The organism is Streptomyces sp. NBC_00162, from assembly GCF_024611995.1.
Lineage (GTDB): Bacteria > Actinomycetota > Actinomycetes > Streptomycetales > Streptomycetaceae > Streptomyces.
The window spans coordinates 317,880-341,240 of sequence record NZ_CP102509.1 but is presented as its reverse complement, the minus strand read 5'-3'; the positions used below and the strand labels follow the sequence as shown (position 1 = coordinate 341,240).

20 protein-coding genes and 4 pseudogenes are annotated in these 23,361 nt (G+C 68.1%); 10 read left to right on the top strand and 14 right to left on the bottom strand.

What is annotated here, in order from left to right; all coding sequences use genetic code 11:
- Window positions 1–1,220: 1,220 nt before the first annotated feature.
- Window positions 1,221–1,730, bottom strand: a complete 510-nt coding sequence (locus tag JIW86_RS01970) for a GNAT family N-acetyltransferase (protein ID WP_257552216.1) — start codon at window positions 1,728–1,730, stop codon at window positions 1,221–1,223.
- A gap of 393 nt (window positions 1,731–2,123) precedes the next feature.
- Between JIW86_RS01970 and JIW86_RS01965 the strand changes: the two genes are divergently transcribed.
- Window positions 2,124–2,321, top strand: a complete 198-nt coding sequence (locus JIW86_RS01965; RefSeq protein WP_257552215.1) for a hypothetical protein — start codon at window positions 2,124–2,126, stop codon at window positions 2,319–2,321.
- Window positions 2,322–2,923: 602 nt separating this feature from the next.
- Window positions 2,924–4,134, top strand: a protein-coding gene (locus JIW86_RS01960) for an IS3 family transposase (RefSeq protein ID WP_406368159.1) whose coding sequence is annotated in 2 segments (ribosomal slippage) — window positions 2,924–3,218 and window positions 3,218–4,134 — 1,212 coding nt in all. Because the reading frame shifts where the segments join, the coding sequence is not laid out codon by codon here.
- A gap of 89 nt (window positions 4,135–4,223) precedes the next feature.
- Here JIW86_RS01960 and JIW86_RS01955 read toward each other — a convergent pair.
- From JIW86_RS01955 to JIW86_RS01935, 4 genes and pseudogenes are all read right to left on the bottom strand, one after another.
- Window positions 4,224–5,105, bottom strand: coding sequence for a hypothetical protein (locus JIW86_RS01955; protein WP_257552214.1), 882 nt, complete (start codon window positions 5,103–5,105; stop codon window positions 4,224–4,226).
- 561 nt (window positions 5,106–5,666) lie between these two features.
- Window positions 5,667–6,065, bottom strand: coding sequence for a hypothetical protein (locus JIW86_RS01950; protein ID WP_257552213.1), 399 nt, complete (start codon window positions 6,063–6,065; stop codon window positions 5,667–5,669).
- Window positions 6,062–6,917: pseudogene (locus tag JIW86_RS01940) on the bottom strand (IS5 family transposase). Before JIW86_RS01940 ends, JIW86_RS01950 begins: the two are co-directional and overlap by 4 nt.
- 404 nt (window positions 6,918–7,321) lie before the next feature.
- Complete coding sequence (locus JIW86_RS01935; protein ID WP_257552210.1) at window positions 7,322–7,912, bottom strand: hypothetical protein; 591 nt, start codon at window positions 7,910–7,912, stop codon at window positions 7,322–7,324.
- 170 nt (window positions 7,913–8,082) lie between these two features.
- Between JIW86_RS01935 and JIW86_RS01930 the strand changes: the two genes are divergently transcribed.
- A protein-coding gene (locus JIW86_RS01930; RefSeq protein ID WP_406368159.1) for an IS3 family transposase occupies window positions 8,083–9,293 on the top strand; the annotation gives its coding sequence in 2 pieces (ribosomal slippage) (window positions 8,083–8,377 and window positions 8,377–9,293; 1,212 coding nt in all).
- A 31-nt stretch (window positions 9,294–9,324) separates the two neighbouring features.
- On the opposite strand, the pseudogene JIW86_RS01925 reads toward JIW86_RS01930, so the two are convergent.
- The 3 genes and pseudogenes from JIW86_RS01925 to JIW86_RS01915 all read right to left on the bottom strand — a co-directional run.
- Window positions 9,325–9,534: pseudogene (locus tag JIW86_RS01925) on the bottom strand (transposase); the annotation flags it as partial.
- A gap of 150 nt (window positions 9,535–9,684) precedes the next feature.
- The gene (locus JIW86_RS01920) at window positions 9,685–10,920 is read right to left on the bottom strand and encodes a hypothetical protein (protein ID WP_257552208.1); all 1,236 of its coding nucleotides are present in this window, start codon (window positions 10,918–10,920) and stop codon (window positions 9,685–9,687) included.
- Window positions 10,921–11,151: 231 nt separating this feature from the next.
- Window positions 11,152–11,313: pseudogene (locus JIW86_RS01915) on the bottom strand (transposase); the annotation flags it as partial.
- A 36-nt stretch (window positions 11,314–11,349) separates the two neighbouring features.
- Between JIW86_RS01915 and JIW86_RS01910 the strand changes: the two are divergent.
- Together JIW86_RS01910 and JIW86_RS41975 are read left to right on the top strand one after the other, a co-directional pair.
- Window positions 11,350–11,541, top strand: a pseudogene (locus tag JIW86_RS01910) (TRIC cation channel family protein); the annotation flags it as partial.
- A complete protein-coding gene (locus JIW86_RS41975) occupies window positions 11,538–11,993 on the top strand; it encodes a TRIC cation channel family protein (RefSeq protein WP_353962587.1) in 456 nt (151 codons plus the stop codon). The pseudogene JIW86_RS01910 and the gene JIW86_RS41975, both read left to right, overlap by 4 nt.
- On the opposite strand, the gene JIW86_RS01905 is transcribed toward JIW86_RS41975, so the two are convergent.
- Entirely contained in the window at window positions 11,990–14,551 is a 2,562-nt protein-coding gene (locus tag JIW86_RS01905) for an ATP-binding protein (RefSeq protein ID WP_257552207.1), read from the bottom strand. The two genes, JIW86_RS41975 and JIW86_RS01905, sit on opposite strands and share 4 nt — an antisense overlap.
- Before the next feature lie 138 nt (window positions 14,552–14,689).
- On the opposite strand from JIW86_RS01905, the gene JIW86_RS01900 reads away from it, so the two are divergent.
- A complete protein-coding gene (locus JIW86_RS01900) occupies window positions 14,690–14,896 on the top strand; it encodes a hypothetical protein (protein WP_257552206.1) in 207 nt (68 codons plus the stop codon).
- 34 nt (window positions 14,897–14,930) lie between these two features.
- Here the strand turns inward: JIW86_RS01900 and JIW86_RS01895 are convergent, their stop codons facing one another.
- The 3 genes from JIW86_RS01895 to JIW86_RS01885 form a co-directional block, all read right to left on the bottom strand.
- Window positions 14,931–15,647 carry a hypothetical protein gene (locus tag JIW86_RS01895; RefSeq protein ID WP_257552205.1) on the bottom strand — a complete coding sequence of 239 codons (717 nt, stop codon included), beginning with the start codon at window positions 15,645–15,647 and terminating at the stop codon, window positions 14,931–14,933.
- Window positions 15,648–15,766: 119 nt separating this feature from the next.
- Window positions 15,767–16,744: an aminotransferase class V-fold PLP-dependent enzyme gene (locus JIW86_RS01890; RefSeq protein WP_257552204.1), complete on the bottom strand. Its 978-nt coding sequence runs from the start codon at window positions 16,742–16,744 to the stop codon at window positions 15,767–15,769.
- Between the two features lie 379 nt (window positions 16,745–17,123).
- Window positions 17,124–17,441 (bottom strand): hypothetical protein, encoded by a 318-nt coding sequence (locus JIW86_RS01885; RefSeq protein ID WP_257552203.1) that lies wholly within the window; start codon window positions 17,439–17,441, stop codon window positions 17,124–17,126.
- Window positions 17,442–17,689: 248 nt separating this feature from the next.
- Between JIW86_RS01885 and JIW86_RS01880 the strand changes: the two genes are divergently transcribed.
- From JIW86_RS01880 to JIW86_RS01870, 3 genes are all read left to right on the top strand, one after another.
- Window positions 17,690–18,013, top strand: coding sequence for a hypothetical protein (locus tag JIW86_RS01880; protein ID WP_257552202.1), 324 nt, complete (start codon window positions 17,690–17,692; stop codon window positions 18,011–18,013).
- Window positions 18,010–19,140 (top strand): tyrosinase family protein, encoded by a 1,131-nt coding sequence (locus tag JIW86_RS01875; RefSeq protein WP_257552201.1) that lies wholly within the window; start codon window positions 18,010–18,012, stop codon window positions 19,138–19,140. Before JIW86_RS01880 ends, JIW86_RS01875 begins: the two co-directional genes overlap by 4 nt.
- A 178-nt stretch (window positions 19,141–19,318) precedes the next feature.
- Window positions 19,319–20,671, top strand: a complete 1,353-nt coding sequence (locus JIW86_RS01870) for a vWA domain-containing protein (protein WP_257552200.1) — start codon at window positions 19,319–19,321, stop codon at window positions 20,669–20,671.
- A 603-nt stretch (window positions 20,672–21,274) separates the two neighbouring features.
- On the opposite strand, the gene JIW86_RS01865 is transcribed toward JIW86_RS01870, so the two are convergent.
- Together JIW86_RS01865 and JIW86_RS01860 are read right to left on the bottom strand one after the other, a co-directional pair.
- The gene (locus tag JIW86_RS01865) at window positions 21,275–21,445 is read right to left on the bottom strand and encodes a hypothetical protein (protein WP_257552199.1); all 171 of its coding nucleotides are present in this window, start codon (window positions 21,443–21,445) and stop codon (window positions 21,275–21,277) included.
- 220 nt (window positions 21,446–21,665) lie between these two features.
- Window positions 21,666–22,571 carry a S41 family peptidase gene (locus tag JIW86_RS01860; protein ID WP_257552198.1) on the bottom strand — a complete coding sequence of 302 codons (906 nt, stop codon included), beginning with the start codon at window positions 22,569–22,571 and terminating at the stop codon, window positions 21,666–21,668.
- A gap of 57 nt (window positions 22,572–22,628) precedes the next feature.
- On the opposite strand from JIW86_RS01860, the gene JIW86_RS01855 reads away from it, so the two are divergent.
- Window positions 22,629–23,171: an ArsR/SmtB family transcription factor gene (locus JIW86_RS01855; RefSeq protein ID WP_257552197.1), complete on the top strand. Its 543-nt coding sequence runs from the start codon at window positions 22,629–22,631 to the stop codon at window positions 23,169–23,171.
- Window positions 23,172–23,361 lie beyond the last annotated feature (190 nt).

The window sequence follows — 23,361 nt, the reverse complement described above, 5'->3', positions numbered from 1 at the left end:
TCCGAAGGAAACGTCGGCGCCGCAGCGTGATTCGCCCGAGCGGCACGCCGAACGGGTCCTCGATACGGTAGACGGCGGGGCGCCCGCTGAAGCGCGATCCCAGGGCCTGCTCGGTGATCGCGCGGGCGCTCGGGGCCTGGCCATCTGGAACGATGTGGAAGGCCCGTAGGGAGCGGCGTCGGTCCAGCACGGGGGCGTTGACATCGCGGCAGAGCCGGGCAGTTCCGCCTTCCTGCCCATTTTGACCGCTCCAGACGACGGCTGCTGGGGACACCGCGGTCATCAATTCGTACGTCACTCGCCCCTGGGTCACTCTCTGCCTCTCTGTGCACGTGCAATTCAAGTCCGATGATCTCACCGCAGTGATCGCGGGCGAGTGGCGGTCATCACCTGGACCTCATCAACCGCCTGCTCTTCCCACGCCCAGCCACGCGGGCGACTCACATCGAGAGGGTGGGGAGGTGTCCTGGTCGGAACGATGTCACGTGGGTGTGGCTCGGCGGCCTCACCCACGACGACAGCCCGTGGCGCCGCCGTGGCGGGGTGGGCGGCGGACCGGCTGACGGAGGCCCCGGGCGGCCGTCCCGCTCCCGCTGCGCCGACTCCGGGTCGCCGCGGCCGCTGTCGGCCACCTCGTCCAGGCCTGCACGCCAGTCCGCATCGGAGCGGATGCGGCGTTTCCCGATGTCACCTGGACCACGCGCAGGCTCTGGTCAGCCGTCGCAACCAACCCCGCTGAACCGGCGCTTCACTGGGCTGCTGCTACGTCCGCCTCAATCCAGGCCCGAAGCACTTCGAGCGGGCGCTGATGTCCGCAGATCAGTTCTGCGCCTGACTGGTCGTGGACGACGGCCCCGTAGCCGGTGTTCACCTCGACGCTTGCACCTTGATCGTGGAAGACAACGTCGAAGGGTGCCTCACCGGAGTCTCGCCTACGGAAGCTTGTGGTAGGTGGGCCATCTGTGGGGCTGTCCGGTGACGATTTCGAGGCCGACATCGTGTCGTGGTGCCAGCCCGCCACGCTGGGTCCGGCGCCCGGGTTCTGGGCATTCGACTGTCTCCGGCGCCGCCGCGCTTGGCCTCTCGGGCATCATCACTACATCGCCGACCGCCGGGTCTCCGGTGGCGTCCGGAAAGGGCAACTTCTCCGCGCCGAACCACGGCCTCAACGGCGCGTACCGCTCGACTCGACCTTCTTTGCCCCGACAGCTTGGTGATGGTCAGGTCAAATCAGTGTGTGGGTCGATGATCCAGTGATTGGTGTGCAGAACTCGGCCTGCGAACTCCAGGCTCTGTTCTTCGACGAACGTGAAGCCGACAGCGCGGCAGATGCCGTTGGAAGGGAGGTTGCTGGTTGCGGGGAAGGCGTGGATGGGTCCCCAGCGGCCGTCCTTCCTGGCCATCTCAAGCAGTGTCCGTACGGCTCGCTTGCCGTAGCCCTGGCCTTGGAAGGCGGGCAGGACCATCCAACCGATCTCGGAGATGTGATGGTCGTCGGCTTGGTTGGACCACAGCGTCACAGTCCCGGCTACGGTCGAGGCGGCAGCCGCTGCGGGGATGATCATTTTGGTCCAGGCGGTGTCCTCGGCAGCCCGGCGGACATCGCGCTGAACTTTCTCATCCATGCCCTCTCGTGGCAGCGGGCCCCCGAGATCTTTCATCATGTCGGGATCGCATCGCATCCGGATGTAAGCGTCGACGTCATCAAGCACCACATTGCGCAACAGCATTCTGTGCCTCCTGGACGACAGCGATTGCCCAATGTGACCATGCAGCCCGCGCTGCTGCAAAGGCCCGTCTCCTGCCGAGGTTCGGGGAAGGCATGCAGCCCTTCCCCGGCTGACCTGCCCAGGCCGCCCGGCGCGGTGTGGTCCTAACCGGGCAGCTGCTGAAGCGTTCATCCATATCGTGGTGTCAGATGCACAACCGCTCCCTCTTGCCCTGCCGCGACCGGCGGCCCCGGGACGCTTCCTGTCCTGGGGTCTTGCCATGGCCTAACGGGAGATGGGCGCGCGCCTACTGCCGGGGCCATTCCATGGTCTCGCCGTGCACGCCTGCGGCTGCTGGGAGCATCGGTGGGTAGGTGAGAGGTCTCGCCCACGCCGCCACCGCAGGAGCAGACCATGGAACCGACGACACGATTCCGCCCTTCGGTAGACCTGTTCCCCTTGAGGGTCGTCTTCTGCGGGTTTTGCCAGGCCACTGCGGCCACCGGTGGAGCGCGGACTCTCAGCGCCGAGGGAGAGTTCCTGTCGGTGACCTGGCACAACCCCGCCTGCCCGCACCACATGGCCGATCTCATCCTCGCCGAGGACGACTGACGGAGCGCACCTGATGGTCGTCCGGGACCGGGCCGACGCCGCCTGCGGCACCTCGCCCACTACTGAAAAACTTCCGGCAGCAGGACGACTCGCAGAGACCCCGGCCATCACCGCACTCGAGGAAGTCTGTACGAGGGGGATCTGCAGGCCGCCATCGACGGCGGCCCGTTCGAGGAAGGTCACCACGTGGACCTCAAGAAGGCGCCGAGCAGCAAGGGCGACAACCGGGAGCTGGTCCTTCACCGTCGACGGCGGCACAAGGAGAGCCAGACCTTTGAGGTCGCCGCGCAGCCGCCGAACGGGTTCGGTGGCCCGCCCGATCCCCGACCCGCCGCTGGCCGTCATCCCCGATGTACTCAAGTCCGAGGCCGGCAACGGAACCGGCTACGGCATCGTGCACATCCCGGCCAGCCCCCTCACACCGCACGTGGTTGACAACAAGTACTTCGGGAGCGGGTACAGACCAAGTACCGGAGGGGCGAGCGACGCCGAGGTTGTCGCACTGCACGCAAGGTTGCGGAGCGCCGAAGCCTGGGCCTTGACCCTGGGTTTTGGACACCGGAGACACTTGGATCTTGATGGTCCAGGAGAACGGAGTCCCTGTGGGGATGAAGCATTACCCCGCCGAGTTCAAGGCGGACGCGGTCGCGTTGTACCGCTCGAGGCCGGGAGCGACGATCAAGTCGGTCGCCGGTGATCTCGGGGTGAACACCGAGACGCTGCGGAACTGGATCCGGGCCGCCGACGGCCGCCGACCTGGCGCCCACTCCGCGCCGCCGGCCGCCTCGCGGGCCGACGCCGACGCCGTTCAGGCGGAGCTGGCCGCCGCCCGCAAGAGGATCCGTGAGCTGGAGGAAGAGCGCGACATCCTCCGCAAGGCGGCCCGGTATTTCGCGACGGAGACGCGCTGGTGAACCGCTGCCAGTTCGTTGACGATCACCAGCGCCGACACGGCGTGAAGCGGCTCTGCGACATCCTTGGCCTGGCCCGCTCGAGCTTCTACTACTGGCGCCGCACCGCATCCGCGAGAGCGGCCCGCCAGACCGTCGAAGCCGGGATCGCGGCCCGGATACGCAAGGTCCACCAGGACTCCGACGGCACCTACGGAGCCCCCAGAATCACCGCAGAACTCCGAGACGAGGGCGGCCCGGCGGTCAACCACAAGCGCGTCGCCAGGATCATGCGGACCATCGGGCTCGAGGGAGTCCGTCTGCGCCGCCGGCACCGCACCACCGTCGCGGACCAAGCCGCGGCGAAGGCACCGGATCTGCTCGGACGTGACTTCACCGCATCCGAGGTGAACATGAAGTACGTCGGCGACATCACCTATCTGCCGGTCAGCGGTTCGAAGCCGCTCTATCTCGCGACCGTCATCGACCTCGCCTCGCGCCGGCTGGCCGGCTGGGCGATCGCCGACCACATGCGGACAGAGCTCGTCATCGACGCCCTGACGGTCGCCGAGCGGACCCGTGGAAGCCTTGCCGGAGCGATCATGCACACCGACCACGGATCTCAATATTCGAGCAGGGCTTTCGCGGAACTCTGCAGGTCAGCAGGGGTCCGGCAGAGCATGGGCGCGGTCGGCTCCAGCGCGGACAACGCCGCCGCGGAAAGCTTCAACGCCGCCTTCAAGAGGGAGGCGCTCAAAGGCCGGAAGGCCTGGTCGAGCGAGCGTGAGGCCAGACTCGACGCCTTCCGCTGGCTGACCCGATACAACACCCGCCGCCGGCACTCCCGCCTCGGCCAGCGGTCCCCGATCGCCTACGAGAACGCCCTCCGACCAGCAGCAACTACCCTGACCCAAGCCGCATAGACGTGTTCAACATCCGGGGTCAAGGCCCCCTCGCCTGCTGCGGGGGAAGACCCGCTGCGCGATCGCTTTCCGCGGGAGCCAGGGTTTGGTCAGTGCAGGTATGCGGGCAGGCGGTCTCGGACGATGTCCCGGAAGGCGGCGAGACGGTCGTGCTCGGTTTCCAGGCAGTGAAGTGTCTCGTAGGCGTATGCCCTGGCGACGATCGAAGGGTGTGTAGTGAGTTCCCGGTAGAGGATCCAGACGGCTCCGCGAACGGCCGCTTCACATTCCTCTTGCTGGGCAGTGTCGCCGCACACCAAATGCAGCAGGAGTTCGAGCAGGGCGGTCCGGGCTTCGGGTGTGGTGAGGGTGGGGTCCGCCAGGGCTGCGAGGGCGACGGCGGTGGTGGCCGGGGCTGGATCCATGAGGTTGGACTGGATCATGACATGGTTGTCGATCGCCTTCAGAGTCGCTTCGCCGGGGTACTGGGCAGTGATCAGGTCCAGAAGGTCAGCGGGCACGTGCGCGGCCGTCCCTGTGCAGCCACATTGCAGACCAGCCCAGTCGTGGCGGGAGATCTCAATGCGGACGGCCTGCAGGCCCGGGTGTTCGGCCGATGTCTGCGGGCGGGGTGCTGGCTGGGCCTGCTCGACGCGGTATTGGTCCAGCAGTCGAAAGAATTCTTCGACTGGGGTGGATCCTGCCGGTGTTGCCCGTTCAATCTCGGCAGCCCAGCTGCGAGAACTCCGCCGGCCGATGTGCTTCCAGAGCCATTGGACGAATTGGTCTTCGGGCCAGAAGCAGAAGGGTTCGTCGATGGAGTGCACGCCGAGCGCGACGCGGTAGCCGGTGAGAACCGCCTCCAGGTGACGGAGTGAGCCACCTGGCAGCCACATGCCGGGCCTCAGCCGGATCTGGTCCAGGAAGTCGTACACGTCCGTGCAGTCCTGCCAGTGTTTGACGGTGGTCTGCGGGCTGTCGTCGATCGGCATGGGGTGAGCCTAAGGGGCGGGCGGGAGTTGTCCGTCAACGAAGGAGTGCAGACGCGAGGCGGGCGTGCGTGGCCGTGCGGGAGCATCTGCGGTCACCGTCCGCGCTGATGGGCCTCGGCGCCGGGCTCGGCCCCACACCGAAGGAAGTAGCAGCAAGCCGGGGAGTCGATCTGTAGCGTCTGCACAAAAACGGTCCGCTCCTGCATGCGGCCGTCCGACCATCTGGTTCCGCTTGTGGCCCGCGCGGCCGGGGACATCGTCCTGGGAGAACTCGCAGACCCGACCGGGCGTTGGTACTTGTTCCGCCCGCGCCGGGCCACCGAGTACGCGGAGAACCTGATCGGCTCCTGGTCCCTTGCACACCGGCCGCCGGACGGCCTGCCGTCGGTGTCGGTGGGCCGGTTGCGGGCGAGGTGGATTGTCGGCTGCTGCGAGCCCACATCGATCACCGTCTGATCGCACAGGCGGCCGGGCTCGCCTCAGCCGCGTCTCCGGCAGCACCTGGTCCCGCCCGTCGATGACGCCCCCGCCACACGGCTCCTGCGCGAACCTGAGAGGTCGTTAAGTCCGTTTCTGGTAGCGGCCTCGTGCGGGTTGGGTGAGGAAGCCTTGGCGGGTGAGGCGTCCGAGGCGGCTGCGGGTGACGTTCATGGCCGGGTCGTCAGTGGGCATGCCGAGGAGTGTGTGCAGTTCACGGACCCGGAATGCCTGGTCGGGGTGCTGGTTGAAGGCGTTCACGATGGCCTGGTAGGCAGTGCTCGACTCTGGCGGATCGGGTTTGGTCCCGGTCGGTGCGAGTTCGGCGATGACCTTGCGGGTGGTGGCCAGGTCCGCGAGATGTGCTTCGGTCTCGGTTAGGGCGGCGGTGAAGTGCTCGATCTGGTCACGGAGTTCATCTGCCCGGGCCGTGGCCTCATTCTGCCGGATTTGAAGGTCCGCCAGGAGTTCGGTGATGTTCACGCGGCCAGCTGGAGGGTGTCGCGCCAGGCCGGGGCGGGTGTGGTGAGGCGGCGGGTCATGTTCGCGGTGGAGGCCCAGTAGACGCGCGAGGCGGAGTTGTCGGGCCGGTGGTCGTACTCACGGGCCAGGCGCCGGTGCAGCATCAATGTGCCGTTTCGTCTGCTCGACCACCCACCGCTTGGGTTGCGGGACGAAGCCCCTGTCATGGTCGGCCGGGTTGCGGCGGACGGCTTCGACGGTAATGTCCAGCAGAGCGCCGTGGATGATGACCTCGTCCTTGAATCCCTGGTCCACGAGGACTTTCTCCAGGCGGTTCCCGCAGCGCTCGGCGGCCTGGTCGAGCAGTGCGGTGCCGGCGGCGTTGTCGTGTGCGGAGGCGGCCAGGATGACGACGCCGATGATCAGTCCCAGAACGTCGACGGCCAGTCCCCGCTTGCGTCCCGGTGTCCTCTTGTTCGCGTCGAGTCCCGTCGTGGTCTTCGGGACACCTGCGGCCGCGCGCACGGACTGGGTGTCGATGATCACGAGGGACGGGTCCTCTAATCGGCGGGCCCTCTCCCGCACCTGGCAGCGCAGGAGTTCCTGGATCCGCTGGTCAAGCCTGTCCTTGCGCCACAGCGTGAAGTAGTAGAACACCGCCGACCAGGCTGGCAGATCGTGGGGAAGATAGCGCCACTGGCAGCCGGTCCGGTTCTGGTAGAAGATCGCGTTCACGACTTCCCGGAGGTCGCAGGACCCGGGATCTCCGGTCGCCGACCGCGCCACCCGGTCCTGCTTCCAGGCCGTGATCATCGGCTCGATCAACGCCCACTGCTCATCCGATAAGTCGCTGAGGTACGGCTCTCTCTTCACGCCCGCATCTCAACATGGACATGCCCACCAGACGGCTCGGACAGCGGTCAGTACCACGATCGAGCGATCACGAACCAATGAAGATCGGACTTAACGCCCTCTGAGAGCTGACCAAACCGCGCGCCTGGTGGAGTCCGGAGAAGATCAGGAAGCGTCAGCCGCGGCCGGTCACCGACGCACCGTTCGAGAGCCGCAGACTCATCGACACGGGTGCCGGCGCTGGTGACGGCGCTGGACGACGCGATACAGCCGGGCTTGGGGCGGCATCGGGACGAGTTGCGGCCCGCTGCTGTGGCCCGGCTGCTGGGGGAGCGCGCCTGCTGGGGGAGCTGGTCGAGAACACCGGCCTTGTGCAGTACCCGCGCTCCTGATGGACCGCTGCCCTTTGCCGGTGTTTCCGGCTGTCAGTTGAAGATGTCCAGGAGGTCCAGCCAGGAGCCTGCGTCGTCGGCGGAGCGGCTGGGCCGCATCGGGAGGGGATCCGGGTAAGTCTCCACCGCGGCCCTCGCGCGGACGATGTCGGGCCCGCCGCACGTCGCGACCGCGAAGGCGCCGAAAACCTTGGCGAACGCGGCCGGGTCGCGGAACTCCACGCCGAATGCCCGGCCGTCCCACAGCGGCACCCACACCACCCGGTCAAACCGTCTCCATTCCCCCACCGGCTGGTCGTCCGCGGTTGACCGCCCCTCCAGCCACAGCCGCGCCACGTGCAGCAGGTTCACCTTCTCCATCGGCAACCGCTTGCGCCGCACCCGCAGTTCACGTGCCGTCAGCTCGACGCGCTGGTCCTTCTTCGGGTACCAGACGACGCCGATCCCGAACGGCACCCACAGCAGGATCCCGATCATCGGCCACACCAGAGCGTCGCCCCACGACCGGAGCAGCCCGCCGTCCAGCAGGTACAGGACCCCGAAGACCAGAACCCACTTCGCCGTCATCCGCCAGAACCCGCTGCCCTGCCGGTACAGGACCCGTCGCTTCCCCGTCATAGCCATGCCCGCACGCTATCCGCCGCACCGCAGCTCACCGACACTAGATGCAGTTGGTCCCACACGCCGGCCGCATTCCACGCGGCCAGACGCCGCCAGCAGGTCATGGGCCTTGACCCTGGGTTTTGGACACCGGAGACACTTGGATCTTGATGGTCCAGGAGAACGGAGTCCCTGTGGGGATGAAGCATTACCCCGCCGAGTTCAAGGCGGACGCGGTCGCGTTGTACCGCTCGAGGCCGGGAGCGACGATCAAGTCGGTCGCCGGTGATCTCGGGGTGAACACCGAGACGCTGCGGAACTGGATCCGGGCCGCCGACGGCCGCCGACCTGGCGCCCACTCCGCGCCGCCGGCCGCCTCGCGGGCCGACGCCGACGCCGTTCAGGCGGAGCTGGCCGCCGCCCGCAAGAGGATCCGTGAGCTGGAGGAAGAGCGCGACATCCTCCGCAAGGCGGCCCGGTATTTCGCGACGGAGACGCGCTGGTGAACCGCTGCCAGTTCGTTGACGATCACCAGCGCCGACACGGCGTGAAGCGGCTCTGCGACATCCTTGGCCTGGCCCGCTCGAGCTTCTACTACTGGCGCCGCACCGCATCCGCGAGAGCGGCCCGCCAGACCGTCGAAGCCGGGATCGCGGCCCGGATACGCAAGGTCCACCAGGACTCCGACGGCACCTACGGAGCCCCCAGAATCACCGCAGAACTCCGAGACGAGGGCGGCCCGGCGGTCAACCACAAGCGCGTCGCCAGGATCATGCGGACCATCGGGCTCGAGGGAGTCCGTCTGCGCCGCCGGCACCGCACCACCGTCGCGGACCAAGCCGCGGCGAAGGCACCGGATCTGCTCGGACGTGACTTCACCGCATCCGAGGTGAACATGAAGTACGTCGGCGACATCACCTATCTGCCGGTCAGCGGTTCGAAGCCGCTCTATCTCGCGACCGTCATCGACCTCGCCTCGCGCCGGCTGGCCGGCTGGGCGATCGCCGACCACATGCGGACAGAGCTCGTCATCGACGCCCTGACGGTCGCCGAGCGGACCCGTGGAAGCCTTGCCGGAGCGATCATGCACACCGACCACGGATCTCAATATTCGAGCAGGGCTTTCGCGGAACTCTGCAGGTCAGCAGGGGTCCGGCAGAGCATGGGCGCGGTCGGCTCCAGCGCGGACAACGCCGCCGCGGAAAGCTTCAACGCCGCCTTCAAGAGGGAGGCGCTCAAAGGCCGGAAGGCCTGGTCGAGCGAGCGTGAGGCCAGACTCGACGCCTTCCGCTGGCTGACCCGATACAACACCCGCCGCCGGCACTCCCGCCTCGGCCAGCGGTCCCCGATCGCCTACGAGAACGCCCTCCGACCAGCAGCAACTACCCTGACCCAAGCCGCATAGACGTGTTCAACATCCGGGGTCAAGGCCCCATGCCAGAACCGAAGCCCAGCTCCTGGGGCAGGTACTCCCACTGGATACCGGTGTGCAGGACGAACAGGATCCCGCACAAGGCCTGCCGGTCCGGCACCCGAGGCCGGCCCTCCACCTGCTTCGCTGCTGGCTCGGGCAGCAACGGCTCGATGAGCGGCCACAGTTCATCCGACACGATCCACGGCCGCGACTGACGTTTCCCCACGGTCAGACCAACGACAACCCAAGCCGAAAGTCACATGATCGACCACTTCTGTTAGGGCCTCTTAAACAGCTGCGCAGATCCGGGCTCACCGCAGACCGGATCAAGCCCTGTCGTGGAGGGGTTCCCCCGTGCAACCCCTCCACGCGTCGCAACGGCTTAGGGAAGGCGGTTCCGGGAGGCTCCGCGCATCAGGTCTCCCTTGAACTCCTTCCCCCGGAGGGTTTCGGGAGTCGGGGCGGGAATCAGTTCGATCCACCCCTCGTCCCAGATGAAGTTGGCGCTGTTGGTGTCACCGTGTGTCTGGTAGACCCTGCCGTCCGTGGTCAGGACCTGGATGTAGGCGTTGTTGCCCTGGTCGAGGATCGAGATGCCGCAGGCCCTGCCGAAGGGGAATCCCGGGTTGTCCGCGTTCGTGAGGTCCTGCCAGACAGGCACACCTCCGACCGTGCTTGCCCGGCCGGCGTAGGCGATGCCGCCCGAAAGAGCAGCACTGAACGACTCGGTGTTCGAAGGGGCGATGCTGTCGATTTCATTGCAGGGACCGGTAGCGCCCGTCGGACCGGTAGCGCCCGTGGCGCCGGTGGCACCCGTCGCGCCGTCCGCGCCGTCCGCACCCGGGGTACCGGTGGCGCCGGTGGCACCCGTCGCGCCGTCCGCGCCGTTCGCGCCCGGGGTACCGGTGGCGCCCGTCGCGCCGTCCGCGCCGTTCGCGCCCGGGGTACCGGTGGCGCCGGTGGCACCAGTGGCACCAGTGGCACCTGTCGCGCCGTCCGCGCCGTCCGCGCCGTCCGCACCCGGGGTACCGGTGGCACCCGTGGCACCAGTGGCGCCCGTCGCGCCGTCCGCGCCGTCCGCGCCCGGGGTACCCGTGGCACCCGTCTCGCCCGTCGGGCCTGTGGCACCCGCCGGGCCCGTGTCACCCGTCGGCCCTGTCGGACCTGGCCTGCCCTCCTCGCACCTGTCGTCACCATTGGGACCGGCCTCGACGCCCGCTGCACTCAGGCCGTCGTCCGGACCCTGGTCCGGGTCGAAGTCCGGATCCTTGTCCGGGTTGAAGTCCGGGTTCTGGTCCGGGTTCTGGTCCGGGTTCTGGTCCGGGTTGTGGTCCGGGTTCTGGTCCGGGTTCTGGTCCGGGTTGTGGTCCGGGTTGTGGTCCGGGTTGTGGTCCGGACGGTGGTCCGGGCGATGATGATGCCCATTCGGCTTGCAGTGGTCATCCGTGGGGCTCGCCGCGTTTACCCGCTCGGCCGCCTGAACGCTGTGAGCCACCGCGATGGCGGGGCTGGCGACTGCCATCATCACCAGGGCAACCGATGCGAGCGTGCCACCCTTGCGCCAACTGCTCCTCGGCAGCGGGCCAAGGGTTGACCTGGTCTTGTTCTCGGGGCGCATACCACTCCTTTTCGGAACCGATCGAACGATGTGTGGTGGGGCCTCTCCGGCCACCTCGGTCATCGTGGGAATCTCTGCCACGAGGGGCGGAACACCTCGCAGATAAGTCCACTAATCGGACTAGCGATACGACGCCAATGGCCTCTGTGACGGACACGGCCCGACCCTCGCCCTTGCCGCTCGAGCTTGCTTGCACGGCATGACAGGGATGTGCCGAAATAGGACCGTGTCCTATGTGGTGAGGCGGAGGAGGCGTTTGTAGCAGCAGAGGGCTGCGGCGAGGCCGAGAAAGGCCAGGTAGTTGCGGGGGTGGCGCTCGTAGCGGTGGTTGAGTCGGCGGTAGCCGGTCAGCCATGACATGGTCCGCTCGATCACCCACCGGCGCCGACCGAGTCACGCAGGCCGTCCCACTACTGCAACTACACGGTCGTCGGCGTGCTGCTCATGGCTGTGCTCGGGGGGATCTCTGGCAGCGTTACCCGCGACTTCCTCGTCAACGAGGTCCCCGCTGCCCTGACGAACCCGGCCTACATCACATTCAGCCTCGCCGCCGGAATCGTCGGATATTTCATCGCCTTCAAACCGAGTCAGCTCTTCCGAGGGGCCTGTTTGAGTTCGTGACGTCAGCCTCGTTGTCCTGGTTCGCCATTGTCGGGGTGCAGAAGGGCATTCAGGTGGGGCTGCCCATGATCGGTGTGCTGTTGCTGGCGGTCGTCGCGGCCACAGCTGGCCGGTACTTCATCGACCTGACCAGCGGCGTGCCCCGAAACTGTTCGTACGAGACGAGTGGTACGTGGGCACCGCGCTGCTCGCCGCCGTTGTGGGGTTGTGCAGTTTGGTTGAGCGGCTTGGTGGTGCCGGTGGCTCGTCGAATCTGCGCAGGGTCGGGGGCGTCGGCCGTGTGGGCGCCGACACCGCCAGGCGGTCGCCCGCCGCTGCCACTACCAGCGGCGGTGCCACACGACCGAGGGGCAGCCTCCCGAAGGCCACCCCTGACCACTCCACAGCCCACTACACTCCACCCGCCAGACGAAACCCGCAGGTCAGACAGCGAAATCCTGCTGGAGTACTAGCGGCGCCACCACTGCCGCTTCTGGCGGTTTGCCGCGGGTGACTGGAACGGGAACGCGGCCCCGGTATTCGTCTTGCCTCCCGGGTGGATCCCGAACCTGGACATCAGCCCGGCTTCCTGATCCAGACCGGATCCGGCCAGCAGTTCGACCAGGTCGTGCAGCGGCTCGTCACGGCCCCAGCGGTGGGTACCTGCCTCGACGGCGCGCCGCATGATGTCCGCGTGCTGCGCCGCGTCGCACAACCGCAACAGTTCCCGGGGCGCGGTGGGGTCGCCGTCGTACAGGCAGGAGTACCAGACCTGCACGGCCTCGCCGACTCTTTCGGCCCGCTGCATCAGGCGGGCGAGTTCGTGCGCCGCGGTGAAGTCGGGGTTCTGGTCGGGGCTCGAGTGTTCCGCAACCACCGTGCGCTGAAGTTCGATTGCGTCGTCGTGGCGGTCGCGTGCGATGAGTGCGCTGATGAGGTCCTGCCTGGCCCACACATCGCCGCCGGCCGCGGCGCCTCGCAGCAGGGCCGATGCCGCCTCGAAGCGGTCGTGGCGCAGTAGGACCGCCGCTGCGTTCCGTGCCGCCGGCGGCAGGTTCGACTGCACCCAAATGGCGACCGCTTCATCGATCCGGCCTGATGCCTCCAGCTTCTCTGAGCGCTCCCTTATCAGTGCCGACGCGTCTGCGTAGCGCAGCTCGTGCTGATAGCGGTTAAAGCCGTCTGACCAGTCGCCCGCATCCCCGGCTGCGTTGGAGTCTGCCCGGATTTCGGGCGGCTCCAAATACGCTCCTGCGTGTTCGGCCGGTTCCTGCGCCACCGGATCGGGAGTTACGGTCGCGCGTGCGGCAGCCGTCCATGCCTCGTGTCCGGCGAATGAGGTGGTGTGGATGATGTCGGCGTAGTGCTCCTTCGCCGCGCGGCTGTCCCGCGTATCGATCGCGGTCAGGCAAAGTCGCGCCGCGACCTCGCGGAGCCCCCGGTCCATGGCCACCCGCGTGACGGCCTTCAGGTCGGCGTCATCTCCTGCGGCCGCTTGCACCAGCACATCCCACAGTTCGCGGGGTGCGAGTCTGCGGCAGCCGCACGGCTGGCGGGCGCACGAACACGGCCTGCGGGCTGACTGGATGAGGAAGTCCGCTGGCAAAAAGGCGCCGTCGAAGCCCTGGGCAAGGGGTGCCACGCCGCCCACCGTGAGTTCTCGTGTGGCCGCTTCGACGGCGGGGCCGAACCAGTCTGGCGGTGCCGGGATGTCCGAGTCCCGCAGGTACCCCTGTGCGGCTGCCTTCAAGTGCTCGCTCTGTAGCGGGGTGCGGCAGCCCAGCCGGAACGCGTCGATTGCCGCGCTCACGACCGCCGCAGGGTATGGCGAGTAGCCGTCCTGGTTGCCGGGTCGCGCGGTGCCGTGATTCCGGTACCAGTCCAGCAGTTGCGGGCCGCCCGCCAGGATCTGCGTCAAGCGCCAGCGATCAGCGGTCCGCCGTGGGTCGGCGTGTGCCAGCAGCGCGAGCTGCCAATGCGGGTCGCCCTCGCGGGCGTATTCCTCGACACGCGGGAGATCGGTATGCCGGTCGAACGTCTCGGGGACGTCGATCCGGTAACCGCCGTCGCGCACCATGGCCAGTAGTTTGGCCACTGACGACGCGTCCGCGTCCTGGGCCACCGCCTCGGCGGGGCCTTGCGCCATTGCGGCCCAGCGCCCCGGCCAGCACGTTCCGATCGCCACGAACGGGCCCGTGTTGTGGTCCTCGAGCAGACCGCTCAATCGGCGAGCCGCCGTCGCGCCCGCGCTGCTGCGCAAGAACCCGTCCAACTCGTCGAGCCAGAGGACGGTGCGCGGCGCGACACCACCCGCTGCGGACAGGATGTCGCGGAGGTCTTCGGGGTCCTGGGGGCGCAGCAGGGTCCAGTGGCGCTGCGCGTTCCCCAGCTCGGCGCGCACCGCCTCGAAGGCGCTGCGGGTCTTTCCGGTTGACGACTTGCCGACCAGTACGACGAAAGCCCTGCCTGCGCGTTCAGGCATTGCGTCGCGCACGCTCCGCAGGACGGTGCGTAGCCGCTCGTCGTGCTGGCGGGACAGGAAGCGCGGAAGACGGTCTGAGCCGGGCCGGCCGTCCGGGACCAAGACGTCCGGCCGTGGCGGCCCGACCGCGCGGTGCACGCGCAGACCGAACGCCGTGGTATCGGCCATGTCCGCGACCCGGTATTCCAAATGGCGTTCCAGCGCGATGGGGTAGCCGTACGCGTTCCGTAGCCGCACATCACTCACGTGGTCAGGGAACCGTAGGCGTTTGCGGCCCCGTCGCCCGTCGTTGACTGCACGCAGGGCAGCTGCAAAGCCGCGCAGTACGGCATCGACATCCTGAGGCCGAGTGCCCTTCTTCCACTGGTGCAAGCTCTGCGGGGTGGTGCCCATCAGCTTGGCGAGCGCGGCCTCCGACACGACGCCGGCGTCACCGACGAACCATCGGACGCGCTCGGAGACCAGTTGCGCGAACGACTTCGGTGCCTGGCCAGTTCCTAGTTCGACCATCGTCATCCCCTCGTCAAAGGCACTGCCGGAATAGCCCATACGGCGGGGCAAAAGAGCAGGTCGAAGGGGGTGCACCAAGAAGAGCCGTCAAGACGATCCGCCCAACGGCGCCCTGCGGTTCGCTCATGCCACAGCACCCGTGAGAAGAACCGGAGGACACCAGTGAAGGTTCCCACCGTGATCGAGGCCATCTACATCGGGACCGCGATCCTGTCGTCCGCGGCAGTGGCGTTGATCGCCGCCCGCCGTACAGTGCAGGCGTTGGACGCGCTGGTGCGTGCGTGCTTCGACGTGTTCCAGGGCTGGGGTCGGCTGTGCCGACGCCGCAAGGCGGCCAAGGCGCGACGCACCGCGACCAAGGCACGCCACAGGACCGCCCGCTGACCGCACCCTGGCGCGGCCATCCAGGGCCGCCACGTCAGGCCCTGTAGCGCGTCGCCAAGTCGGCGAAATAGTCCAGGCCGCAATCTGGCACTGTGCGATCGGGCAGGTGCCGTGCACACAACGCCAAGGCGTCGCTGCGAGTCTGCAGCGGCGCCTCGGTGCCTGAAAGGCGCATTGCGGTGTCACGGTCGTTGTACTCGAAGACGGTCCGGATGCTCGCCATAGCGCTGTACATCTTCTGCTTTGCTCTGAAGGAAAGCGGTGCGACCGCGTACGCCAGAAGCACGGCCAGCTGTTGTGCGGTGGTCTCCACCCCTGGGTAGACCTGGCGAAACGCATCGTCGGTGCTCTGTGGCCCGGGCCACCAAGGTCGTGCGCGGCCGAGGTCAGTGCTGACGATCGTCCCGGCGTTGAAGAAATGGCCGCCCAGGCGGCCTGCGAGATCCTTGCCCAGTGGCACCGGTGTGAGGTACTCCGGACATGCGGTGAGCCATCCCGGCTGCCAGATCTGGAGTGCAGTCGCAGTACCGCCGCGGAGCCGCCCGGACTTGGCGTTGTATTTGCCGCTCATGATCCGTGAGTACACGATCGTGTCCTCGTACTTCACGGCGATCGACGGGCCGGTGATGTGATCCATTGGGCCGTGGATCCGGACCTGTCCGTGGGCCAGCCCCTGCTCGAGCCACGCGTGGAATCCGGCGGAGTCCTGAACGCGGATGCTGCTTCCCGTGAAATCAAATATCGACGCCATGAAGCCCCTTACTACACGGCAGCCTGCATCGTCCCATGATCCGTTGGAACACCGCAGAGCGTAACAGTTGCGTGGGCCGCCTCACAGACGGAAGACAATGCCGGTCCTGAAGTTGCACATCAGAGCCGGCAATGGGTGAGCCTCGACTCGATCGGCGCCTGGCGCGGCAGCACTTGGCACCTGTGTCTGAGCCGTTCATGACAGGTAGTGAGCGAGGGCTGGGCGGCGGTGGCTCGCAGGTGTGTTGAGCGAGCGGCTCCGCAGCTACTTTCGAACAGCCATTTGTGCGTTCCGGCGATCACCACGTCCGCGCCCAGGCTGGCTGCATCCTCGTCGATCGCCGCCAGCCCGTGCACACCGTCGACGACCAGCAGGCAGCGGTCGGCAGGGCTGCGGCCTTCATTGGCTCGGCGCACCACCTCGGCCACCGCACGCACCGGCATCCGAAGCCCCGTGCTCGATTGCACCCAGGTGATCCCCACGACTCTGGTGTTCGGGCGAATCGCCTCGCCGACTGCCGCTGCGATGCCGTCCGCCGTCGCGGTGGCCGGATCGGCGAACCAGGAGCCCAGTCGCAGCGTGTTGCCGTGCTTGTCGGCGGCCAGTCGGGCGGCGGTGCGATGGGCGTTGTGGTCGTGCTCGGTCAACAGGAGCTCCTGTCCCGGACGGGTAACGACGCCGTTGTAGAAGACGCCCAGCCCGATGCCCGTGCTCGCCGTCATCGCAATGTCCTCCGCCCGGCCTCCCAGATAGGCCGCGAGCGCCTGGCGTACCCGGGGCCATCCGGTAGGGCCATCGGGCAGCGCCAGCCCCGTGGGCACCGACAGAGGGTTGGCGTCGACCTGTGCTGTCAGATGGTCCACCGCATCCCGGACCACCTGCGGATGCGAGGCCAGATAGAACAGCGCAAGGTTCACCCATCCGGGCTCCAGGCGAAACTGCGCCCGCAAGGCGTCCCAGTCCACGCGCCCGTCGATCGTGGTGACCGGCCGCTCCCGCGGTGTGTTCATCCCTGCCGCGCCGGAGCTGGGCACGAGGGTGACCGCCACCGCTCCCACAGACCTTGCCAGCAGACCGCGCCGACTCGTCATCGACATCCAGCACCCCTTTGCATGGCGACCGGCGGAGCGGTGGCGGAATAGCCGTCCGTGCCCTTCTGGCGACGAGATTACGCAAAGAGGCCGCGTGCGCAGACAGCGCCGATACCCAAACGGTCTCTATCGCTGACGATCGCCGCGGCTCCTTCTGCGAGCGTCCTGCTGCTGGCGGAGCTGGGTGGGGTTGATCTAATGCGGTGACCGCGCAGGCCGCTCTGCTCGGCGTCCCGCGGGGGACGGCCGGGACGTGGCGGCGCTGACCTGGGCTGCGCGCGAGCCTGGAGCGCCTGGGGCTTGAGCCTCCGGGCGCGCCTGGACCCCAGCCGAGCCCTGGCTACTTCGTCCAGGCGGGGCTGCGGTCCGGGGTCGGCGTCTTCGACTATGCGCTCACGTGCTGGTGGAGGCGGAGCGAGAGGGTGGCCATGGCCATGGCGGCGCCGGTCCCGGCCGTCGCCGCGCAGCCCAGGCCCGCGTTGCTGACGACGCCGCCCAGCCTGGGGCCGCAAGTGTTGACGATGTTGAACGCGGCGGTCGGGGTCGTGGCCGCCCCCAGGGTGGGAGCGGCGGCCGCGACGCCGAACATCCGGGCGTTCAGGGCTGGCGCCATGGCGAACTCGAGACGCCTGGCCCGCGGCTCGCGTGCCGCGCGAGCATGACCGGCTGGAGCGTCGACGCGGGCGTTGCCGGTGAGCAGCATGCCGAACTGGTGGGCGTCGGCGGTCCCGCTCTGCCGATCGTGCCGACTGGAACACCCTCCACCGCGCGCTCGGGTGAATCCCTGTACGCCCGACGGTGCGCCATAACAATGTGTCACCAATGGTCACACATGGTGACAGTTGCGGAGCGTGTCCCCGTCAACGGCCGTACGGCCGGCAAAGGAGAGTCCCCCGTGCCCTCGAACAGTGATGCAGGGCGGCTGGAAAGCCGCCGCTACAAGAGCCGGGGGTGGACGTCCAGATCGGGGAGGCAGCGAGCGGTGGCGTCGACCTCCGGTTGGACGGCCTGCCCGTCGACGTCATCTTCCTCGACGGTGAGTACCACAGCCAGCTCGCCAACATGTTCACCGGGTTCCGCACCATCGACGACCTCGTGGACTCGCTCCTGGAGACACAGGGGAAGACGTGGGTGCTGCGCGGCGGGGCCCGCACGTGCGCGGGCCACGGCGGTGGCGGTCACGATCACGGCGGTCACGACCATGGGGGCGGCGGTCACGATCACGGCGGGGGCCACGGCGATCACAACCACTCCGGAGGGGGCGGCGCCCGATGAACATCCGAAGGAACATCTACAACCTGACCCCGCAGGAACTCGCCGACTTCCAGGACGCGCTCAACGCGATCAAGGCCGACGGCAGCTACGACGACTTCATCGAGCGCCACCACCACGCGATGATGGAGGCGACTCCCCTGTCGGGGGAGACGGTGAATCCGGGCGTCCGCAATGTCGCGCACAGGGGGCCGGCGTTCCTGCCTTGGCACCGGTACTTCTGTCGGGAACTGGAGCTGCTGCTCCAGGCCAAGAAGAAGAACGTCACTCTCCCCTACTGGGACGAGGCGGGGGACGCGGTCGCTCCCGCGGCGGCCGCTCTGTGGAACACCGACCCGAGCGCGGGCCCGGTGTACGTGGGTGGCGACGGCGACGGCCCGAACGGCGAGGTGACGACGGGGCCGTTCAAGCACTGGATGGCTCTGATCGAGGATCTGGAGACCGGTGGGCTCGTCCCCCGGCAGGGCATCCTCCGAGCGTTGGGCAGTACGGGCGGCCCGGCGGCGCGGAACAAGCCGTTGTTTCCGACGGCGGCCCAGGTGGAGAACATGCTCGTGAACTGGGGCGTCTACGACACCGCCCCTTGGTCGCCAGCCAGCCAGGGCAGCTTCCGGAACCGTCTGGAAGGCTGGGAACGGATCGTCCCCCCGGAAGGCGTACCCGCCGCCGAACTCGGCTCCCAGATGCACAACCGCGTGCACATCTGGGTCGGTGGGGACATGGGTCCCGGAACCTCGCCCAACGACCCCGTCTTCTTCCTGCACCACTGCAATGCCGACCGCCTGTGGGCCCGCTGGCAGCACACTCACCCCACGGCCCCCTACCTTCCGGCGAGCGGTGGCCCCATCGGGCACAACCTCGGCGACACGATGGGGCACCTCGTCACGACCGACGCAACCCCCGCGCGGTCCCTCGACTACCGGCGCACCCTCGGCTTCATCTACGACACCGACCCGCCGCTGGTCGAGCAGGTCTCCCCGACGGTGCACTTCCAGGACGTGCCGACCCTGGAAACCGTCTGGCGGCCGGCGGTCTTCCGGATCCGGGCCGGCGCGCCCGTCCACCTGGAGGTCGTGTCGGGCAGCGGACCGGCCGCGCCGTACGGGCTCAGCTCCCGTGGGGGAGGGTGACGCACACGCCGGTCGCGGACAACGCCCCCTTCGACCTGGTACGAGTCTGGCTCGCCTTCACCGGTGCGGCGACGCCAGGGGCTGCGACCGCCGGCGCGGTGAAGATCCGCTGCGTGGAGACGGGGAAGTCTTCGACTTCATCCTCACAGGCAACACCGTCCAACGGGAGACCACCGGAGTGGTGTTCGCCCTGGACAAGTCCCTCAGCATGGCCCAGCCCACGAGCAACGGCCTCAGCCACATGCAGATGGTGCGCGAGGCGGTCACGCGAGGCGCCGAGCTCATCCGGGACGACAGCGGGGCCGGGGTGGTGACCTTCGACCAAGAAGCGCACCCCGAGGTGAAACTGTCGCCATTCGCACCCGCCCTGAGTCAGCGCGCCGACGTCCTGGCGGCGGTCAACGCCGTGGAGCCTGGCGGGGACACCTCCCTCGGGGACGGGCTGGTGGCCGCCCAGCAGACCATGAACGCGAACGGCCGCGCCTTCACGAGCCGTGCGCTGGTCGTGGTAACCGACGGGCTGGAGAACCAGCCGAAGTTCCTGGACGAGGTCGGCGGGACGATCACCACGCGGACCTTCGCCGTCGTCGCGGGGGCCGCGAACCTGGTCAGCGCCCCTGCGCTCACCAGGCTGGCGAACGGGACCGGTGGCCGGCTGCTGCTCACCGATACCCCAGGTACCGACGCCGAAGGGTTCTTCCGGCTGTCCACCTACATCCAACACGTCCTCGCCTCGGCCGCCGACGAAGACGTGGTGGCCGAGGCTTCCGGGGTCGTCACCCCGGAGGAGGAGGTCCGGGTCCCCTTCCAGCTCAACGAGACGGACATCGAGGCGACCGTCATTCTGTCGCTGGACGTGCCATCGGTCTCGCTCGAGCTGGAGACACCGGCGGGGCGGGTCCTCACGGAGTCCGAACTCACCGCCCTCGGCGCCACCGTCAGACGCACCACGAACATGATCTTCTGTCGCTTCCGGCTGCCGTTCCCCGCCGGGGTCGGCGCTCACAGCGGGACGTGGCAGGTGGGTCTCAAGGCCGATGAGCGAGTCCTCCGCGAGGAGACCGCCAAACTCAGGACTGCGGCGGAAGGAGATCCGGCGCGCGGCGCCGAACTGGACCGGTTGACCGCTCACGGCCCGCGCTACAGCATCGTCGTCACCGCGTGGAGCAATCTGCGCCTCAACTCGCGGGTCACCCAGCCGAGCATGGAACCGGGCGCCACCATCCGGTTCGACGCCGTTCTGGCCGAGTTCGGGCGACCGGTCGAAGGCCGTGCCGACGTGGAGGCGGAGGTACGGCGCCCCGACGGTGTCGTCGTGACCGTGCCGCTCGACGAGGAGGTGCCGGGCGCCTTCAGGGGTGATCTCACGGCCACCATGGCAGGCGTCTGGCAAGCCCGGATCACGGCCCGCGGGCATACCTTCGGCCGGACGCGGTTCGCGAGGCAGCAACGGCTCGGCGTCGCCGTACTGGTGGGTGGGGACCATCCGCCCGCCCCTGTGGTGGGGACCGACGTCGACGGCAACGACTGAAGACCGCGAGACGGTAGCAGACAGCCTGAACCGCGGCACACATGCCGCGGTTCAGGCATGTCAGCTCCGCGAGCTCCCGCTCCAAGTTCAGCCGCCGCGCCGCCCAGTGGTCGGTCCCGTACGCGGTGTGGCACAGCCACGGCAGGCCGAACAGTTGCCGCAGCACCGCTACCTGCTTTTGCCGGAAGGCGCGTCGGGGATGAGCGCTGCTCCTTGACGTCGTTGCTGGTGATCGTGCCGGACCGGTGATGGTGGCTGGCAGGCCGAGGCAGGTGGGCTGGGCGGCCGCCAGGCCGGTAGTGAGGGACGGGCATGGAGGACCTCCGTGTCGCACCCGCAACGGCGGAACGGAACCTGACAGCGTTCACGGAAGACCCCGGAGATCCGTACATCGACGGCGACATCCTCGCCCGGCAGGTCGCACGGGAAGGTCTGGTTCCTCCCCTGGCACTTCGGGTGCCGCCTGTGTCTGTGACCAGACCGAGCGGGAGGCGCTGCTCCGGTACGCGGCCGCCTGCCCGAACGCGAACCTCGCCTTCTCGCCGGCCAGCTGACCAGCCCCGGGACAGGAAACGACGACGGCGGCGGTGTGGACGTGACCGCCTAGAACGACACGTCGATGTAGTCGATGTCGGTGAATTCGACTTCGAGGTGGCCGGGTGCCGCCGTCTCTGAAGTAGATGTCCTGGAGACCTTCGGCGGCGCCCGGAGTTCCGGATCGCCGACGCCTTGCTGTTGGGCGTCGAAGAGGCGTTGGGTGCTGTGTAGTTTCACTGGTCGTCGACATCCGGACCTGCTGCGTTCCGGGTCGGTGCAAGCCAATCTAGGCGTTTGGCAGCGAACCCGGCCCTTTCGGCTTTTATGACAGTGAACCTAGTCGTTTGGGGTGAGCACGCGGGGGATGGCGGAGACCGGGGCCTCCGCCGCCGAAGTCAGCCGCCGACGTGGATAGGGGGAGGCGCTGCGTTCAGTGCTGTCGATGACCTGGACTGGGTCAGCCTGCCAGTCGGGCGACGGCCAGCGCGTGAGCGCGGTCGAGGGAGTCAGCAGCAGCGCAAGGGATGTCCGGCTGCACACCGGTGCCCTCCCAGTTCGTGCTGGAGACGGGGTTGATGGCGCGGCCGACGGGGACGGTGGCTTCCAGGTGCGGGTGCACCGTCCAGCCCTTGCACGGGTGTGCGCCGCCGCGGGTGGGCTCGCCGACGATCACGGCGCGGCCGAGTTGCTGGAGGTTGTACGCCAGCTCTTCAGCGGCAGAGAAGGTGGTGTCGCTGGAGAGCACGTACAACGGCTTGATGCCGCCGAAGCGCGCGCCGGGAACGTGCGGCAGGCTCCAGGACTGCTCGCTGCGCTCGCCGCTGCGCCAGTGCATGGTGTTGAGGTGGGTGCGCTTGTCCAGGAGGTAGCTGCAGACGAAGGCGACCGTGTCCGGGTCGCCGCCCCGGTTGGCGCGAAGGTCCACGATCAGTGCCTGGGCGCGGGAGGCCAGGGTGAGCGCGGCGCCCAGCGGTTCGGCGGCCCACTCCAGCGGAAACAGCATTGGTGCCAGCTCCAGCACGGCGACCCCTCCGTCGAGCAAGTGCATCCGGGGCGCACCGCCCAGCGAGGTGTCGAAGTCCCGGCGCATGGCGTCCAGGGTGGCCGCCCCCTGCTTCGGGGACACCGGGTCGGCGTGGTGCTTCAGTCTCAGGTGTCGGTCGCCGTTGACGGACTGCAGGTCCGCGGTGACCAGACGGGCGAGCTCCTCGGCGTCGTCGACGTCGTAGGCGCCCTCGGCGAGGCGTCGTTGAAGCAGGCCGGCGAGCTGCTCGGCTATCTCGGGGAAGACGTAGTTCTCGGTCAGCAGCCGGGCTGTCTCATCGATGACAGGGGCGGGCTGAAGCTTCGTCAGAGTCGTCATGGCAGTGAGTAGATCACCACCCTTGCGAAAGCGTCAAAGAATTTAGACACTTTCGGTATGCGTGATCAGCCTTCCCACCCGCCACCTCCTGAGGATGTTCTGGAGATCGGTACGCCTGAGCAGTTCGCGGCGCTCGCCCACCCGTTGCGTCAGCGGTTGCTCTTCGCCCTGGGCCACCGGCCTGCCACCATCGGGCAGCTTGCGGCGCAGCTCGAAGCGAAGAAGGGCAACGTGGCCCACCATCTCAAAGTGCTCCGCGATGCCGGGCTGATCCACGTCGCCGAGACCCGCCAGGTCCGCGGCGGCACGGAGCAGTACTACCAGCGCACGGCCCGCCACATGGTCGTCGCCCAACCCCAGGCGGCAGGCACCGCCGCGATGCTCACCGCGTTCGCCCAGGAGCTGGACCTCTCTCCCGTCGAGACCCACCTGACACTGCGCCACCTGCGTCTCAGCCCCGCGAAGGCAAGAGAACTCGGCGAGGCCCTCGCCAAACTGGTCGACGAGGCCGAGGAAGATACAGAGGACCAGCCCCTGCACGGTGTGTTGGTGGCGCTCTATCAGCAGGCCCTGCCGACCAGCAGCACCAGTCCCGCCTAGCTTGACTCTGTCGGGGATCTTGGAGTTTCGCGGTGCGGCAGCGTGGTCAACGGGCATGCTCGGGTAGTTCCGATGACCGATGCAGCTGTTGAGGTGCCCGTTGTCCCTCCGCCCGCGTTCCGGTGAGCAGGTCCCGCCTCTGACTGCGCAGGTCGCGCGGGCGAGCAACCCCGGCGGCACGACGGCGATA